At 70.4% G+C, this 16571-nt stretch carries 17 protein-coding genes and 1 tRNA gene; 14 read left to right on the forward strand and 4 right to left on the reverse strand.

From position 1 onward, the window contains the following. Nucleotides 1–5 precede the first annotated feature (5 nt). The 7 genes from H576_RS0105770 to H576_RS0105800 all read left to right on the forward strand — a co-directional run bounded on the left by H576_RS0105770 (nt 6) and on the right by H576_RS0105800 (nt 6332). The gene (locus tag H576_RS0105770; RefSeq protein WP_029150156.1) at nt 6–941 is read left to right on the forward strand and encodes an ABC transporter permease; all 936 of its coding nucleotides are present in this window, start codon (nt 6–8) and stop codon (nt 939–941) included. Continuing rightward, nucleotides 938–1765: an ABC transporter permease gene (locus tag H576_RS0105775; protein WP_029150157.1), complete on the forward strand. Its 828-nt coding sequence runs from the start codon at nt 938–940 to the stop codon at nt 1763–1765. The genes H576_RS0105770 and H576_RS0105775 overlap by 4 nt, the downstream gene beginning before the upstream one ends. Further along, nucleotides 1762–3363, forward strand: coding sequence for a dipeptide ABC transporter ATP-binding protein (locus H576_RS0105780; RefSeq protein WP_029150158.1), 1602 nt, complete (start codon nt 1762–1764; stop codon nt 3361–3363). Before H576_RS0105775 ends, H576_RS0105780 begins: the two co-directional genes overlap by 4 nt. A gap of 8 nt (nt 3364–3371) precedes the next feature. Beyond that, the gene (locus H576_RS14495; RefSeq protein WP_036319479.1) at nt 3372–3980 is read left to right on the forward strand and encodes a CMD domain protein; all 609 of its coding nucleotides are present in this window, start codon (nt 3372–3374) and stop codon (nt 3978–3980) included. Beyond that, the gene (locus tag H576_RS0105790) at nt 3977–4594 is read left to right on the forward strand and encodes an alkylhydroperoxidase domain protein (RefSeq protein ID WP_051172232.1); all 618 of its coding nucleotides are present in this window, start codon (nt 3977–3979) and stop codon (nt 4592–4594) included. Before H576_RS14495 ends, H576_RS0105790 begins: the two co-directional genes overlap by 4 nt. 155 nt (nt 4595–4749) lie before the next feature. Beyond that, nucleotides 4750–5814 (forward strand): hypothetical protein, encoded by a 1065-nt coding sequence (locus H576_RS14500; protein WP_051172235.1) that lies wholly within the window; start codon nt 4750–4752, stop codon nt 5812–5814. 38 nt (nt 5815–5852) lie between these two features. Then, nucleotides 5853–6332 (forward strand): hypothetical protein, encoded by a 480-nt coding sequence (locus H576_RS0105800; RefSeq protein ID WP_029150160.1) that lies wholly within the window; start codon nt 5853–5855, stop codon nt 6330–6332. Here H576_RS0105800 and H576_RS0105805 read toward each other — a convergent pair. Next, entirely contained in the window at nt 6329–6964 is a 636-nt protein-coding gene (locus tag H576_RS0105805) for a hypothetical protein (RefSeq protein WP_029150161.1), read from the reverse strand. The genes H576_RS0105800 and H576_RS0105805 overlap by 4 nt on opposite strands. 230 nt (nt 6965–7194) lie before the next feature. Here H576_RS0105805 and rpsL point away from each other — a divergent pair, with 230 nt between their 5' ends. The 5 genes from rpsL (at nt 7195) to H576_RS16085 (ending at nt 12286) form a co-directional block, all read left to right on the forward strand. Continuing rightward, nucleotides 7195–7563 (forward strand): 30S ribosomal protein S12, encoded by a 369-nt coding sequence (gene rpsL, locus H576_RS0105810; protein WP_029150162.1) that lies wholly within the window; start codon nt 7195–7197, stop codon nt 7561–7563. A gap of 5 nt (nt 7564–7568) precedes the next feature. Further along, nucleotides 7569–8039 (forward strand): 30S ribosomal protein S7, encoded by a 471-nt coding sequence (gene rpsG, locus H576_RS0105815; protein ID WP_029150163.1) that lies wholly within the window; start codon nt 7569–7571, stop codon nt 8037–8039. Between the two features lie 96 nt (nt 8040–8135). Then, nucleotides 8136–10250: an elongation factor G gene (gene fusA, locus H576_RS0105820; RefSeq protein WP_029150164.1), complete on the forward strand. Its 2115-nt coding sequence runs from the start codon at nt 8136–8138 to the stop codon at nt 10248–10250. Between the two features lie 167 nt (nt 10251–10417). Continuing rightward, nucleotides 10418–11611 (forward strand): elongation factor Tu, encoded by a 1194-nt coding sequence (tuf, locus tag H576_RS0105825; protein ID WP_029150165.1) that lies wholly within the window; start codon nt 10418–10420, stop codon nt 11609–11611. A gap of 72 nt (nt 11612–11683) precedes the next feature. Further along, a complete protein-coding gene (locus tag H576_RS16085; protein ID WP_084502480.1) occupies nt 11684–12286 on the forward strand; it encodes a VanZ family protein in 603 nt (200 codons plus the stop codon). Nucleotide 12287: 1 nt separating this feature from the next. Here the strand turns inward: H576_RS16085 and H576_RS14510 are convergent, their stop codons facing one another. After that, entirely contained in the window at nt 12288–14048 is a 1761-nt protein-coding gene (locus tag H576_RS14510; RefSeq protein WP_051172239.1) for a DUF4012 domain-containing protein, read from the reverse strand. 224 nt (nt 14049–14272) lie between these two features. Here H576_RS14510 and H576_RS0105840 point away from each other — a divergent pair, with 224 nt between their 5' ends. After that, on the forward strand, nt 14273–15421 hold the full coding sequence (locus H576_RS0105840; RefSeq protein WP_029150166.1) for a GTPase family protein: 1149 nt from the start codon (nt 14273–14275) through the stop codon (nt 15419–15421). A gap of 53 nt (nt 15422–15474) precedes the next feature. Here H576_RS0105840 and H576_RS0105845 read toward each other — a convergent pair. Then, nucleotides 15475–15548: transfer RNA gene (locus H576_RS0105845), tRNA-Gly, on the reverse strand. 55 nt (nt 15549–15603) lie between these two features. Between H576_RS0105845 and dcd the strand changes: the two genes are divergently transcribed. Continuing rightward, entirely contained in the window at nt 15604–16209 is a 606-nt protein-coding gene (gene dcd, locus H576_RS0105850) for a dCTP deaminase (RefSeq protein ID WP_029150167.1), read from the forward strand. Nucleotides 16210–16213: 4 nt separating this feature from the next. On the opposite strand, the gene H576_RS0105855 is transcribed toward dcd, so the two are convergent. After that, the gene (locus tag H576_RS0105855) at nt 16214–16558 is read right to left on the reverse strand and encodes a carboxymuconolactone decarboxylase family protein (RefSeq protein ID WP_029150168.1); all 345 of its coding nucleotides are present in this window, start codon (nt 16556–16558) and stop codon (nt 16214–16216) included. Between the last annotated feature and the right edge of the window lie 13 nt (nt 16559–16571).

The raw sequence follows: 16571 nt of genomic DNA on the forward strand, positions 1-16571 counted from the left end.
GCCCCGTGACGTACATCCTGCGGCGCCTCGGGCAGGCGGTGGTCGTCCTCGTCCTCGCCTTCACGGCCGCGTTCCTCCTGCTGAGCGTGCTGCCGGGCGACGCCGTCATGGCGCGCTACGGCAGCCCCGACCTCGGTCTCTCGCCCGAGCAGCTGGCGGCGATCCGCGAGTCGTTCGGCATCGACCGGCCGCTCGCGGTCCGCTACCTCGACCAGGCGGCGGGCTTCCTCCGCGGCGACTTCGGGTACTCGGTCCAGAGCGGCGCCGCGGTGAGCGACCTCATCGCCACGGCCCTGCCGTCGACGCTCGCGCTCGCGTCGCTGGGCCTCCTGCTCGCGGTCGTCCTCGCGGTGACGATCGCCTTCACGGCGACGTACGGTGGGTGGTCGTGGCTGCGCCGCGCGTTCCGGAACATCCCGCCGCTGTTCGTCTCGCTGCCCGTGTTCTGGATCGGCATCGTCCTGATCCAGGTCTTCTCCTTCCAGCTGGGCCTCGTCCCCGTGATCGGGGCGAGCCCGGCCGAGGCGCTGATCCTGCCCGTCATCACGATCGCGATCCCGATCGCGGCGCCGCTCGCGCAGGTCCTCACCCGCACGATCGACGAGGTGCGCGAGCAGCCGTTCGTCGCGGTCGTGCGGTCGCGCGGCGCGAGCACGTCGTGGATCCTCTGGCGGAACGTCGCGCGCAACGCGCTGCTCCCCGCCCTCACGATGGCGGGCGTGCTGTTCGGCGAGCTCGTCGGGGGCGCCGTCGTGACCGAGACGGTGTTCGGGCGCGCGGGCGTCGGCCAGCTGACGGCGCAGGCCGTCGCCGCGCGCGACACCCCCGTCCTCCTCGCGGTCGTCGTGATCTCGGCGGTCGTCTTCGTCGCGATCAACCTCGTCGTCGACCTCCTCTACCCGGTCCTCGACGCCCGTCTGCGGAAGGGGGCGACCCGATGAGCACCGTCGAAGCATCGCGCCGCGCGCGGCCCGCCTGGCTCACGGCCGGCGCCGTCGTCTCGGGCGTCATCGTCCTCGTCGCGATCGCCTGGGCCGTCTTCCCGGGCCTCTTCGCGCCCGGCGACCCGACGGCGTCGGTCGCCCCGTCGCTCCAGGCCCCGAGCGGGGCGCACTGGTTCGGCACCGACGCGACGGGCCGAGACGTCTTCACCCGCGTCGTCCACGGCGCCGCGCAGTCGGTCCCCGCGGCCCTCGTCGCGGTCGTTGTCGGCTTCGTCGCCGGCACGCTCCTCGGCGTGACCGCGGGCGCGACGGGCGGCGCCGTCGACGAGGTGATCATGCGCGTCGTCGACGTGCTCCTCGCGATCCCGGCCCTGCTCCTCTCGCTGAGCGTCGTCATCATCCTCGGCTTCGGCACCATGCCCGCGGCGCTCGCCGTCGGGGTCACCTCGATCGCGACCTTCGCGCGCCTCGTGCGATCGCAGGTCGTGAGCGTGCGCGTCTCCGAGTACGTCGAGGCGGCGTACGGATCCGGCGGCACCTTCCTCTCCGTCCTCTGGCGGCACATCCTGCCGAACTCCCTCACCCCCGTGATCGCGCTCGCGGCGCTGCAGCTCGGGTCCGCGATCCTGCAGATCTCGACGCTCGGCTTCCTCGGCTACGGCGCCCCGCCGCCCACGCCCGAGTGGGGCCTCCTCATCGCCGAGGGTCGTGACTACGTCGCGACCGCGTGGTGGCTGACGGTGCTCCCCGGAGCCGTCGTCGCCGTCGTCGTGATCGCGACGAACCAGCTGAGCCGGGCCCTCGGAAGGAGCGCGCGATGAGCGGGAACCTCCTCGAGATCCGCGACCTCGGCGTCGCGTACCGCACGCGCTCGGGCGAGCGCACCGTCGTCGATGGCGTCTCGCTCGACGTCGCGCCCGGCGAGGTGACGGCGCTCCTCGGCGAGTCGGGATCCGGCAAGTCGACGGTCGCGCAGTCGGCGATCGGCCTGCTCGCGTCGAACGGGCGCGTGACGGGCGGATCCGTCCGCCTCCGCGGCGACGAGCTCACGGGCCTCGCGGAGCGCCGCTGGCGCGCGATCCGCGGCGCCCGCATCGGCCTCGTCCCGCAGGACCCGGGCGGATCCCTGAACCCCGTCGCCACGATCGGGGCGAGCGTCGGCGAGGCGCTGCGGATCCACGGCTGGAAGGACGGCGCGAAGATCCGCCGCCGCGTCGTCGAGCTGCTCGACCGCGTGGGGATCGACGACCCAGAGACGCGCGCGCGGCAGCACCCGCACGAGCTGTCGGGCGGCATGCGCCAGCGCGTCCTGATCGCCGCCGCGATCGCGCTCGAGCCCGAGCTGATCATCGCCGACGAGCCGACGAGCGCGCTCGACGTGACGGTGCAGCGCCGCGTGCTCGATCTGCTCGACGAGCTGCGCGCCGACACCGGCATGGGCGTCCTCCTCATCACGCACGATCTCGCCGTCGCGGCCGACCGCAGCGACCGCGTCGTCGTCATGCAGGGCGGGCGCGTGCAGGAGGAGGGCCGCACGGCCGACGTCCTGCGGGATCCCGAGGCCCCGTATACGCAGATGCTGCTCGCCGACGCGCCGTCGCTCGCGTCGGTCGTCGAGCGTCGCCCGCCCGAGATCGCGGCGCGGGAGCGCCCCCTCGTCGAGGTCGCGGGCCTCCGCCAGGAGTTCGGCCGCGGCCGGAGGGATCCCTTCGTCGCGGTCGACGACGTGTCGTTCACGGTCGCGCGCGGCACGACGCACGCGCTCGTCGGCGAATCGGGCTCGGGCAAGACGACGACGGGCCGCGCGCTCGCGGGCTTCGCGAAGCCGACGGCGGGATCCGTCCGCGTCGGCGACGTCGACGTCACGGCGCTGCGCTCGGCGCGGGCATTCCGGCGCACGACGCAGCTCGTCTACCAGAACCCTCTCGGCTCGCTCGACCCGCGCCAGACGGTCGGGCAGGCGATCGGCGAGCCGCTGCGCAACTTCCGCCTCGGCTCGGCGTCCGAGCGGGCCGCGAAGGTCGCCGCGTCGCTCGACCTCGTCGCGCTCCCGGCCGACGCCGCGTCGCGCCGCCCCGCCGAGCTCTCGGGCGGGCAGCGGCAGCGCGTCGCGATCGCCCGCGCGTTGATCCTCGAGCCCGAGCTCGTCGTCCTCGACGAGGCCGTCTCGGCGCTCGACGTCTCGGTGCAGGCGCAGATCCTGCGCCTCCTCGCCGACCTGCAGGAGCGGCTCGGTCTCACCTACGTGTTCATCTCGCACGACCTCGCGGTCGTGCGGCAGATCGCCGACACCGTCTCGGTGCTCCAGCGCGGCCGGCAGGTCGAGCAGGGGCCGACGGCGGCGGTCTTCGCCGATCCCCAGCACGACTACACCCGCCAGCTGCTCGAGGCCATCCCCGGCCGGGCGGCGCGAGAATAGGGGTCATCATGCCCGACATCATCGAACTGCTCGCGGGCCTTCCGGAAGGCCACCCGCTCATCGCGCTGCGCGGCCGCCGGCAGCAGGCGCGCGACAACGCCCAGCTGAGCTTCGAGGCTCTCCTCGAGCCCGCGGAGCCCGGATCCTTCCCGCTCTCCGAGCGCTACGCGGTCGCGGCGTTCGCGGCGCAGCTGCACGGCGACGAGCACTCCACGGCGTTCTACGCCGACCTGCTCGGCGACGAGGCCCCGGGGCTCAGCGGGGTCATCGCCCGCGCCGCGGCGTCGGGCCGATCCGAGGGGCCCTTCGGCAACTACCGCGAGCCGGGCCTGCAGGGCGAGAACGAGCCGGGATCGGCGTGGGCTCCCGACGCGCTCGTCGCGGGCGAGGTCGGAACCCGCCTCGCAGCGGCGCTCGCGCACACCCATCTCCTCGTCTTCCGCCCCCGCGAGGCGAGCGCCGACGCCGTGCGCGCCCTCGCCGACGCGGGATGGAGCGCCGACGACATCGTGTCGCTCTCGCAGCTCGTCGCGTTCCTCTCGTTCCAGCTGCGCGTCGCCCGCGGGCTGCGCGTCATGGCCGACAACCCCCGCACCGAGAACGGAGCAGCAGCATGAGCGCGACGATCACCGAGTACGGTCCCGAGCTGCCCCGCCCCGAGGCCTTCACACGCGAGGCCCTCCGCTGGGAGCCGTGGGTCGAGCCCCTCGCCGAGAGCGAGCTGACGCCCGAGCAGATCGACGCGCTCGTCGAGCCCCTGCGGGCGAAGAATCCGTACTTCCGCCTGCTGGCGCGCGACCCCGCGGCGCTCAAGGCGCGCACGCTGACCGACAAGGACATCTTCTTCAACGTGACCGACGGCGTCGGCCGCGCCGAGCGCGAGCTATCGGCCGCGGCGACCTCGCGCTACAACGGCTGCGTCTACTGCGCCTCGGTCCACACGGCCGCGGCCGTGAAGGAGTCGGGCCGCGCCGACGACGTCGACCGGCTCATCGCCGAGGGCGTCGGCGCCGATCTCGGATCCGAGCAGTGGAACGCGATCTCGGCCGCTTCGGTCGCGCTCGCCGACACCCCTCTCGCCTTCGGGGCCGACGACCTCGCCGGCCTCCGCGACGCGGGCTTCGACGACGCCGAGATCCTCGACATCCTGGGCGGCGCGGCCTTCTTCAACTGGGCGAACCGCCTCATGCTGTCGCTGGGCGAGCCGTCCCTCCCGCCCACCCGTCGCTGAGACTCTGACGATCCCGCGACGCTCTGGCGATTCGGCCGGTTCGGGCGGGTCGCGGCGCATCGTCAGAGTTTCGGGGCGGCGAGGCTCCCGGGATCCGCGGGTCGCCGGCGTTAGCCTGCGGTGGGGAGAGTCCCCGTCTGTGAGGAGCGCATGCGATGAGCGACGCCCAGGGTCCCAAGAACGACGCGACCGGCGAGCCCGAGCAGGACGCCGAGACGCAGGCCGTGCCCGAGACGCCGGCTGAGGCCGTCGAGCCCGCCGCGGATCCCGTGGCCGCGCCCGAGCCCGTCTCGGAGCCCGAAGCGGCGCCCGCGCCGGCTGAGGCCGGCGAGCCCGCGACGGCCGAGCCCGAGCCCGCGACGACGGCGTACCCCGCCGCATCGTCGGCGGAACCTCAGCAGGGGGACCCGGTCGAGGACGACGAGCCCGCGACGTCGGAGCCCGACTACGAGGCCCTCGCCGCCGAGCTCGACCGCCTCGAGAGCTCGCTGCCTCCCGAGGAGAAGCCCGCCCAGGCCGCCGCCGGCGCCGCCGCGGCGAGCCCGTGGTTCGAGCCCGCGAAGACCGAGACCTTCACGGCCACGGAGCCCGCGGTCACCCCGAGCGAGCCGACCGCCCCGACGGTCGCGGCGCCCGCTCCCGCGCCGTCGCCGATCTTCGTGCAGGCCCCCGAGCCGCCTCGCCGCCGCGGCAACCGCGCAGCGGCCGGCGCGATCGGCCTCGTCGCCGCCGTCGCCTTCGCGGCGATCTACGGCGCCGCGACCCTCGCCTGGGAGTACCTCGTCGCGCTCGTGAACGGGCAGCCCGTCACCGACTGGGCCGCGTTCGTCGCCGACCCGCTTCTGTCGGCGGGCTTCTGGTTCACCGTCATCGCGTTCTGGCTCGCGTTCTGGCTGCTCGGCGTCTTCGTCAACCGCGCGCGCTGGTGGTCGTGGGTGATCCTCGGCGTCCTCGTCGCCGCGCTCACCTACGCGGGCCACATCGGCGGCGTCTTCCTCGACGCGCCCTTCTGGAACATCACGGCGTCCGAGGGAACCGACCTCCTCGTCGCGCATGTGCTGCACCCGCTGAGCCTCCTCGCCTTCATCTCGGCCCGCGAGGTCACGGTCTGGTTCGGGGCGTGGGTGTCGCGCCGCGGATCCAAGGTCACGGCCGCGAACGCCGAGGCCAAGGCCGAGTACGAGCGCGTCATCGCCGAGGGCCCCGAGTCGCAGATCTGATCCGCCGTCCCGCCGCGCGTCGGCGGGACAATGGACGCATGACCCCGCGCGCTCCCCTCGCCGTCGCGGCCCTCGCGACCGTGGGGTACCTCGCGCTCCTCGTGGCGGGGCTCGGCTTCGCGAGCCTCTGGACCGGCAGCGAGGTCATCGCGATGCCGGGCATCGACATCCCGACGGCCTTCGTCGCCGCGGGCGCCGCGCTCGTCGCGTTCGGCCTGCTCCTCTGGGCGGCCCTCGACCGCTGGCGCCCGAGCTACGGATCCGTCGCGGGCGTCGCGCTCGCGTCCGGCGCCGTGCACGCCCTGGTCCTGGGGGTCGCGGTCCTCGTCGACACGGGCGATCTCGGATCCGTCATCGGCGTCCTCGAGCACGTCCTCATCGGCTGGGTCTCGCCCGTCGTCGTCCTCGCCGCGGCCGTGGCGGCCTGGGCGGCGGTCGCGATCCGACGCACGGGCGCGAACCCGCCGCGCTGGCCGTGGGAGGGCCGCGGCGGCGACGGCCCCGACGACGCGCCCTAGTCGAACGGGGTGTCGAGCGAGCTCGTGAGCTCGGCGAGGAGTGCGTCGATCTGCGGCTCGACGAACTCGGTCACGGCGGCGCGGATCCGCATGCGGTGGCGCAGCAGGAGCGCGCAGACCTCTCGCCCGATCTCGTCGGCGAACTCGTCGGCGAGGCGCACCTCCTGACGCAGCGCCCGCTTCGCCTCCTCGCTGAGCGGAGGAAGCGGCGCCGACTCGGCCGCCGCCTGCTGCTCGAGGCCCGCGATCGTGAAGAGGAACGGCTGGCCGGGCAGGGGATCCGGGTCGAGGGGGAGGCCGTCGAACTCGGGCGCGAGATCCTCGCGCGGGCGATAGGAGCGCGCCCTGTTGCGCGCGGTCTGCTCGTCGAGCTCGGCCTGCAGGAGCGGCAGGTTCTTCGCGGTGTACTCGCCGACCTGCGCGTCGACGATCGCCTTGATCCGGGTCGACATGCCGTGCTGCACGCCGTGCGGCACGTCGGAGGCGAGGCCGGCCGCCTCGAGGACCGGGGATCCGAGGCAACGGCGGCACGGAGAGCGGCGTCCGCGGTGCGTCGCCGGCTCCCAGCGCGGCAGCCAGCGCAGCCAGGCCTCGACGGCCTGGTCCACCCGCGTGTCGAGCGACCGCTCCATACGTCAAGAGTACGGAGTTCGCGGCGTTTGCGGGGCGCGTGTCGCGGACGTATGATGGATCAGTGTGCGTGCGCGCGTTCGTCGCGCGTGCGTGGACACAGGGTCGAGATCTGCGAACAGGTCCGCCCCCACGGCATATCCACCGCACAACGCCCGGGCATTCGCCCGTGCGGGTGGGTCGACGTGAAACATCACGCCGCTGTCACCGTGCAGCGAAAACAAGGAGAAACGTGCCAACTATTCAGCAGTTGGTTCGCAAGGGACGCAAGCCGAAGGTCACCAAGACCAAGGCTCCCGCCCTGAAGTCGAACCCGCAGCAGGCCGGCGTGTGCACCCGTGTGTACACCACCACGCCCAAGAAGCCGAACTCGGCGATGCGCAAGGTCGCCCGTGTGAAGCTCCGCAACGGCACCGAGGTCACCGCGTACATCCCGGGTGAGGGTCACAACCTTCAGGAGCACTCGCTCGTGCTCGTCCGCGGTGGTCGTGTGAAGGACCTCCCCGGTGTCCGCTACAAGATCGTCCGGGGTGCGCTCGACACCCAGGCCGTCAAGAACCGTCAGCAGGCTCGCAGCCGCTACGGCGCGAAGAAGGGCTGAGTCTCATGCCTCGTAAGGGTCCTGCCCCCAAGCGCCCGGTCGTCAACGACCCCGTACACGGCGCCCCCATCGTCACGCAGCTCGTCAACAAGATCCTCGTCGACGGCAAGAAGTCGATCGCCGAGAGCATCGTCTACGGCGCCCTCGAGGGCGTCGAGGCGAAGGCCGAGGGCGACGCCGTGACGACGCTCAAGAAGGCGCTCGACAACGTGCGCCCGACTCTCGAGGTCCGCAGCCGCCGCGTCGGCGGCTCGACCTACCAGGTGCCGGTCGAGGTCAAGCCCCACCGCGCCAACACGCTCGCCCTCCGCTGGCTCGTGAGCTACGCGAAGGGTCGCCGCGAGAAGACGATGACCGAGCGTCTCATGAACGAGATCCTCGACGCGTCGAACGGTCTTGGCGCCGCTGTGAAGCGTCGCGAGGACACGCACAAGATGGCCGAGTCGAACCGCGCGTTCGCTCACTACCGCTGGTAGTCCATCGCGTGACCCGCTGGATCCGGATCGTCTCCGGGCGGTCCGGATCCGGCACCTGCAGCAGCATTTTTCTCCTCTCCACGTAAGGAAACGCAAGTGGCACAAGACGTGCTCACCGACCTCAACAAGGTCCGCAACATCGGCATCATGGCGCACATCGACGCCGGTAAGACGACGACGACCGAGCGCATCCTCTTCTACACGGGCGTCAACCACAAGATCGGTGAGACGCACGACGGCGCTTCGACGACCGACTGGATGGAGCAGGAGCAGGAGCGTGGCATCACGATCACGTCCGCTGCTGTGACGTGCTTCTGGGACGGCACCCAGATCAACATCATCGACACGCCCGGCCACGTCGACTTCACGGTCGAGGTCGAGCGTTCGCTCCGCGTTCTCGACGGCGCTGTCGCCGTGTTCGACGGCAAGGAGGGCGTCGAGCCCCAGTCCGAGACCGTGTGGCGCCAGGCCGACAAGTACAACGTCCCGCGCATCTGCTTCGTCAACAAGATGGACAAGATGGGCGCCGACTTCTACTACACGGTCGACACCATCGTGAACCGCCTCAAGGCGAAGCCGCTCGTCATGCAGCTTCCGATCGGCGCCGAGAACGACTTCGTCGGCGTCGTCGACCTGCTGTCGATGAAGGCCTTCGTGTGGCCGGGCGACGCCAAGGGCGACGTGACGATGGGCGCCTCGTACGAGACGCAGGAGATCCCCGCCGACCTCGTCGAGCGCGCCGAGGAGTACCGCGCCGCTCTCATCGAGACGGTCGCCGAGACCGACGACGCGCTGCTCGAGAAGTTCTTCGGCGGCGAGGAGCTCACGATCGACGAGATCAAGGCCGGCGTGCGCAAGCTCACCATCACCGGTGAGGCGTACCCCGTGTTCTGCGGCTCGGCGTTCAAGAACCGCGGCGTGCAGCCCATGCTCGACGCCGTGGTCGACTACCTCCCCGCTCCCGTCGACGTGCCCGCCATCGAGGCGCACGACCCCAAGGACGAGTCGATCGTCATCGAGCGCCACGCCTCGGCGGAGGAGCCCTTCACGGCCCTCGCGTTCAAGGTCGTCACGCACCCCTTCTTCGGTCGTCTGACCTACATCCGCGTGTACTCGGGTCACCTCGAGTCGGGGGCGCAGATCGTCAACTCGACGAAGGGCAAGAAGGAGCGCATCGGCAAGATCTTCCAGATGCACGCCAACAAGGAGGTGCCGGTCGACTCGGTCACCGCGGGTCACATCTACGCGGTCATCGGCCTGAAGGACACCACCACGGGTGACACGCTCTCGAACCCCGACCACCAGGTCGTGCTCGAGTCGATGACGTTCCCCGAGCCCGTCATCGAGGTCGCGATCGAGCCGAAGACGAAGGCCGACCAGGAGAAGCTGGGTCTCGCGATCCAGAAGCTCGCTGAGGAGGACCCGACCTTCCGCGTCGAGAACAACGCCGAGACCGGCCAGACCACGGTCAAGGGCATGGGCGAGCTGCACCTCGACATCCTCGTCGACCGCATGAAGCGCGAGTTCAAGGTCGAGGCCAACGTGGGCAAGCCCCAGGTGGCCTACCGCGAGACGATCCGCAAGGCCGTCGAGCGCCACGACTACACGCACAAGAAGCAGACCGGTGGTTCGGGTCAGTTCGCGAAGATCCAGTTCGCGATCGAGCCCATGGAGGTCGAGGGCGACAAGGTCTACGAGTTCTCGAACGAGGTCACGGGTGGACGCATCCCCCGCGAGTACATCCCCTCGGTCGACGCGGGCTTCCAGGACGCGATGAACGTCGGCGTGCTCGCCGGCTACCCGATGGTGGGCGTCAAGGCGCGCCTCCTCGACGGTGCCTCGCACGACGTCGACTCGTCGGAGATGGCGTTCAAGATCGCCGGTTCGATGGGCTTCAAGGAGGCCATCCGCAAGGCGAACCCCGTCCTCCTCGAGCCGCTCATGTCGGTCGAGGTCCGTACTCCCGAGGAGTACATGGGCGACGTCATCGGCGACCTGAACTCGCGTCGCGGCCAGGTGCAGTCGATGGAGGACGCCCAGGGCGTCAAGGTCGTCCGCGCCCTCGTCCCGCTCTCGAGCATGTTCGGCTACATCGGCGACCTGCGCTCGAAGACCTCGGGCCGCGCCGTGTACTCAATGGAGTTCGACAGCTACGCCGAGGTTCCCAAGGCCGTCGCCGACGAGATCATCCAGAAGGGCAAGGGCGAGTAAGACACTCCCCGCCTTCCGGCTCTCGGATGGGGCCGGGCCGCTCCCGGCCCCATCCGCCATCACACAACTTCACATCGACTGTCTCTATTAGACTGAAACAAACCCCCGGATCGACGCGGTCGCAATCCAGCGCCCTCGTCTTTCCCTGACGTCCTGAGGAGGACACAGTGGCCAAGGCCAAGTTCGAGCGCAGCAAGCCGCACGTGAACATCGGAACGATCGGGCACGTCGACCACGGCAAGACCACGCTCACCGCCGCGATCTCGAAGGTGCTCGCCGAGAAGTTCCCGTCGGACGTCAACGTCCAGCGCGACTTCGGTTCGATCGACTCGGCTCCCGAGGAGCGCGAGCGCGGCATCACGATCAACATCTCGCACGTCGAGTACGAGACGCCCAAGCGTCACTACGCTCACGTCGATGCCCCCGGCCACGCCGACTACGTCAAGAACATGATCACCGGTGCCGCCCAGATGGACGGCGCGATCCTCGTGGTCGCCGCGACCGACGGTCCCATGGCGCAGACGCGTGAGCACGTTCTTCTCGCCAAGCAGGTCGGCGTTCCCTACCTGCTCGTCGCGCTGAACAAGTCGGACATGGTGGACGACGAGGAGATCCTGGAGCTCGTCGAGCTCGAGGTCCGCGAGCTCCTCTCGTCGCAGGGCTTCCCCGGCGACGACGCTCCCGTCGTGAAGGTCTCGGGCCTCAAGGCTCTCGAGGGCGACGAGAAGTGGGTCCAGTCGATCCTCGACCTCATGGACGCCGTCGACGAGTCGATCCCCGACCCGGTGCGTGACAAGGACAAGCCCTTCCTCATGCCGATCGAGGACGTCTTCACGATCACCGGTCGTGGCACGGTCGTCACGGGTCGCGCCGAGCGCGGCATCCTCGCGATCAACTCCGAGGTCGAGATCGTCGGCATCCGCCCGACGCAGAAGACCACGGTCACGGGTATCGAGATGTTCCACAAGCAGCTCGACGAGGCCTGGGCCGGCGAGAACTGCGGTCTGCTGCTCCGCGGCCTCAAGCGCGAGGACGTCGAGCGCGGCCAGGTCGTCGTGAAGCCGGGTTCGACCACCCCGCACACGAACTTCGAGGGCACCGCGTACATCCTCTCGAAGGACGAGGGTGGCCGTCACAACCCCTTCTACACGAACTACCGCCCGCAGTTCTACTTCCGCACCACCGACGTCACGGGCGTCATCTCGCTGCCCGAGGGCACCGAGATGGTCATGCCCGGTGACACCACCGACATGACGGTCGAGCTGATCCAGCCCATCGCCATGGAGGACGGCCTCGGCTTCGCCATCCGCGAGGGTGGCCGCACGGTCGGCGCCGGCACGGTGACGAAGATCATCAAGTAAGACCTCGCGTCTTCACCGAAACGGGATCGGACCCTCAGGGTCCGGTCCCGTTTCGTCGTTACGGTGGCAGGCATGACCCGAGCAGATGATCGCCGCCCGCCCCGCAGCCGCATGCGCGTGGGGATCGCCACCGTCCTCTTCGTCGTCTACCTCGCGTTCGTCATGTGGGTGACGATGACCCCGTCGCTCGACGGGGTGGGGGTGCCCTCGGTCGCCGAGCGGCTCCTGCAGGTCCTCCACCGCATCGGCGTGCCCGACGCCTTCGGGTACGACGAGCTCGAGTTCACGGCCAACATCGGCATGTTCGTGCCGCTGGGCTTCCTCCTCGGCCTCGCCCTTCCCGGGTGGGGATGGTGGCTCGCCCTGATCCTGCTGCCGCTCTACTCGGCGGGCATCGAGTGGACGCAGGGCGAGTTCCTCGCGGGCCGCGTGAGCGACGTGCGCGACATCGTCTCGAACTCGATCGGGGCGTGGATCGGCACCCTCATCGCGGCGTTCCTGCGCGCCATGGTGCACGCGCGCGACCGGCGGGTGCTCGAGCGCGCGCTGTGGGACGAGAAGCAGTCGCGGCGCCGCCGTCGGGAGCCCGACGCGACGCAGGTGCTCGACACGTGGATGACCGAGCAGTCCGCCGGGCGGACGCCGACGGCGCCGACCCAGCGGATCCGCTACTGAGTCACTCCCCGCAGGCCTCGACGGTCGTGTCGGTCGCGTTGACCATCGGCGTCGACCAGACGTCGGCCGGACCGAAGTCGCCGTCGCCCGAGAAGGTCGCGGTCACGGTGGCCTGCTCGGTGGGCTGCAGGTAGGCCTGCACGGCCGCGACGGGGCGGCCGAGGTCGTCGACGTCGGTGCTCAGGACCGTGACGTCGCGGCCGTCGATCTGCACGTCGCCCACCGTGGTCCCGGGAGGGCCGTAGACGTAGATCGTCGTGCGGAACTGACTGGATCCCCAGTTGCCGCTCATGACGTAGGCGGGGAGCGCGTCGGCGTCGGCCTGGCTGATGTCCATGTGGAGCGTCGTCGCGACCTGGAAGGTCGACCCGCCGTCGGAGCACGTCTGGGCCACGTCGATCGCCGACTTCATGTAGTAGTCGATCTTCGAGGACGACTCGTCGCGCAGGTACACGCCGACGGTGCTCGCGGTGTCGTTCGAGGTGGGCAGGATCCCCGCGATGCGGTCGTCCTGGATCACCTGCTGCACGCTGTCGTCGAAGCTGTGGAACAGGATCGAGCCCTGGTCGATGCCCTTGCCGACCGAGGAGATCATCGTGGGGATGTCGAAGTCACCCGTCGCGATCTTGTCGAAGACCTGGCCCGCGACGCTCGCGAAGAATGCGTCGACGACGTCGCCGTCCGCCATCGAGTCCCACCGCGTGTACACGTCGCTCAGGAGCAGCTGCACGGCGTTGTCCGCCGTCATCTCGTCGCCCGTGGCGAGCTCGAGGGGGCCCGTCGCCTCGAGGATGTACGAGAGGGCGATGGGGTCGATCGAGAGCACGCCGTCGATCTGCTGGTCGCCGATGTCGCGGTTCCAGAAGGCGCGCATCTGCTCGGCCATGGAGGGGAAGTCGGGGCGCGCGGGCGCCATGTTGACGCGGCTGCCGTAGTAGTCGCCGTAGAGCTGGTTGGCGCTGTCGGGGATGTCGACGTCGACGAAGTTGCCGACGTGGTTGTCGTAGTCGGCCGAGCTCGCCTGGGCGGTGATCGAGAGGTCGCCGCCGTCGGCCGAGAGCAGCGTCTGAGAGGCCGCGGATCCGCCGAGGCCGACCGACTCGGCGTTGTTCTGGAACACGAGCAGGTAGTTCTTCGCGCCGTCGGCGCCCAGGAGGTCGGGCATGATCGCGACGAACGGCGAGGTCGCGCTCATGACCTGGTCGACCATGTCGACGCCCGAGCGCACGGGGCCGATGAGCGAGTCGGACGCGGCTACGTCGTGGACCTCGCCCGCGAGTTCGGTGATCTCGGGGGCGGAGTCGGTGATGTAGGGGAGGACCGTCTCGAGGACGGGGGCGTCGCCGCCACCGTCGATCGCGCCGAGGGCGGGGCGGGCGAGGTCGTTCACGAGGACGTCGAGCGATTGCGACGCGAGGCGCACACCGCGCAGGTTGTCGCCGGCCCACGGGATCCACTCGCTCGCGCGCCAGATCGGATCGCCTGCGGCCGAGGCGGCGGCCGCGGCGTGCTCGCCGATGCCGCCGAGCGAGTCGCCGACCGTCGAGGGATCGTCCTGCACCTTCGCGATCTGCGACTGCGCGGACGTCAGGTCGCCGCGCACCTGGACGACGCGGATCCCGAGCCACACGACCCACACGATGACGACGAGGACGAGGATCCCGATGCCGAGCAGGACCCACCTTCCCGTGTGCCGCTTCTTCTGCGGGCCGGGCGCTGCCTCGCGGAGCTGACGTCGGGTGGAGCCGGAATCTGCGGTCACAGTCATCCTCGGTGGTGCGGAACGGACGCCCCGAGCCTAACCCAGCGGGGCAGGCGGAACCGCGGGGCCTCAGATGACGCCAGAGCACCTTCCGCGGCGGATGAAGGTGCTGAAGCGTCAGCTGGGGGCGTGGGCGGCCGTTCGGATGACGGGAAGGGCTCGCGTGCGCGATGCTGGAGGCATGGCGTCCGCCGCTGGCGGCACGGCCCCGACAGGAGCACACGATGAGCGCTGAACCCGAGCGATCCCCTCTCGACGAGACCCCGTACCTCGACGGGGCCGCGCAGGCGAAGTCGCGGTACGGGAGGTTCAACCTCGCGGTCGTCGGCGGCACGGGCGTGGGGAAGTCATCGCTCGTGAACGCGGTGTTCGGCCGCGACCTCGCGAAGGTGGGGAAGGGCCTGCCGGTCACGCGCGGCGTGCAGTACTACAGCGACGACTCGCTGGGCATCTGGGACATCGAGGGGTTCGAGATCGGATCCGCCCTGTCGCCCGCCGAGCAGCTGCGCGGGCACCTGGCGCAGATCGCGGCGCATCCCCGGAACGAGCAGATCTCGGTGGTCTGGTACTGCGTGAAGGCGAACGACGATCGCCTGACCCCGGCCGACGTGGCCATGATCCGGGAGCTGAGCGCCGCGGGCCTCCCGGTGATCCTCGTGCTCACGAAGGTCGACTGGTCGCGCAACCCCGTGACGGGGCGGTTCCGCGCACCGCAGGGGGTCCAGGAGTTCGTGGACTGGCTCGAGAAGCCGGTCGACGAGCACGGGTGCCGCCTCGAGATCGGCTACGAGCGCGTCATCCTCACCTCCACCAGCGACAAGCACGGGAAGGGCAAGGGGCACGGCCTCGGTGAGCTCGTGGCGGAGACCCTGACACTCTCGCCGGAAGACGAGAAGGACGCGTTTCGCATCGCGCAGCGCCTCAACCTCCCCTGGAAGCGGGAGCTCGCCCGCCCCGTCATCACGGCGGCGGCCGCCGCGGCCGCCGGTGCCGCGGCCGTTCCGCTTCCTGTCGCGGATGCGGTCACCCTGGCGCCGATCCAGCTCGGGATGATGGCTCGGATCTCGGTGATCTACGACATCGAGATGCAGACGGCGCTGTCGACGAGCGCGCTCGCGAACCTCGGCGCGCAGCTGGCGGGCCGTGCCCTGGCCAGCAGCCTGCTCAAGCTGATCCCCGGCGCGGGCAGCGTCGTCAACGCGGGGGTAGCGGCCGCCCTCACCGCCGCGACCGGCGAAGGATGGCTGCGCCTCTGCGAGCAGGTGCACACGGGGAAGATCGATCTCGAGCAGATCAACGGGGCCTGGAGCGCCTACGTCCCCGGCATCCTCGACGTCGTCGGCAAGATGACCCAGCAGCGCCTCGGCAGGTGACGCCCGGATACGACGACGGCAGGGCGCCTGTGCGGTGCCCTGCCGGTCTGAGGTGGAGGGGATGACGGGAATCGAACCCGCGCTGTCTGCTTGGGAAGCAGAAGTTCTGCCATTGAACTACATCCCCGGACGGGACGAGCTTACCCGGTCGGATCCGCGGTGCCAAAAGATAGAGTTGCTCCGTGCTGCTCTCCGACCGCGACATCCGCGCCGAACTCGACGCGAACCGCATCGCCCTGGACCCGCTCGACCGCGACATGGTGCAGCCGTCGAGCGTCGACGTGCGCATCGACAGGTACTTCCGGCTGTTCGACAACCACAAGTACCCGTTCATCGATCCGTCGGAGGAGCAGCCCGACCTGACGCACCTCGTCGAGGTGCAGCCGGACGAGCCGTTCGTCCTGCATCCCGGCGAGTTCGTGCTCGCGTCGACCTTCGAGGCCGTGACCCTGCCCGACGACATCGCCGCGCGGCTCGAGGGCAAGTCGTCGCTCGGACGCCTGGGCCTCCTGACCCACTCGACGGCCGGCTTCATCGACCCCGGCTTCTCGGGCCACGTGACGCTCGAGCTGTCGAACGTCGCGACGCTGCCGATCAAGCTGTGGCCCGGCATGAAGATCGGCCAGCTGTGCTTCTTCCGGCTGTCGTCGCCCGCCGAGAACCCCTATGGATCCGGCCCCTACGGCAACCGCTACCAGGGGCAGCGGGGCCCGACGGCCAGCCGCTCGTTCCTGCGCTTCCACCGCACCGACGTGTCGGTGACGGAGTCGGGGGCGCTCGGCGGCTGACCCGTCAGTGCTGGTGGATCCCCTCGGTGAACTTGAAGCCGAGGCGGCCGTGGGCGTACGCCCCGCCGGCGCGGATCGCGGCCGCGACCCACGCGGCCTCGGCGAGCTCCTTCTCGGTCGCCCCCGCCTTCGCGGCGGCGATCGAGTGCGACTCGATGCAGTACACGCACTGCGTCGTGAGCGCGACGCCGAGCGCGATGAGCTGGCGGTACTTGAGGGGGATCTCGCGCCCCTCCTCCGCGAAGACCGCCTGGTCGAACGCGCCGAACGCCGCGAGGATGTCGGGCGTCTCCTGCTTGTAGACCTTCGTGTACTGCTTGTCGTTCTCGTCGAAGAAGTGATCTGCCATGGATCGCAAATTA

Origin of the sequence: Microbacterium indicum DSM 19969 (assembly GCF_000422385.1) — a bacterium.
GTDB lineage: Bacteria > Actinomycetota > Actinomycetes > Actinomycetales > Microbacteriaceae > Microbacterium > Microbacterium indicum.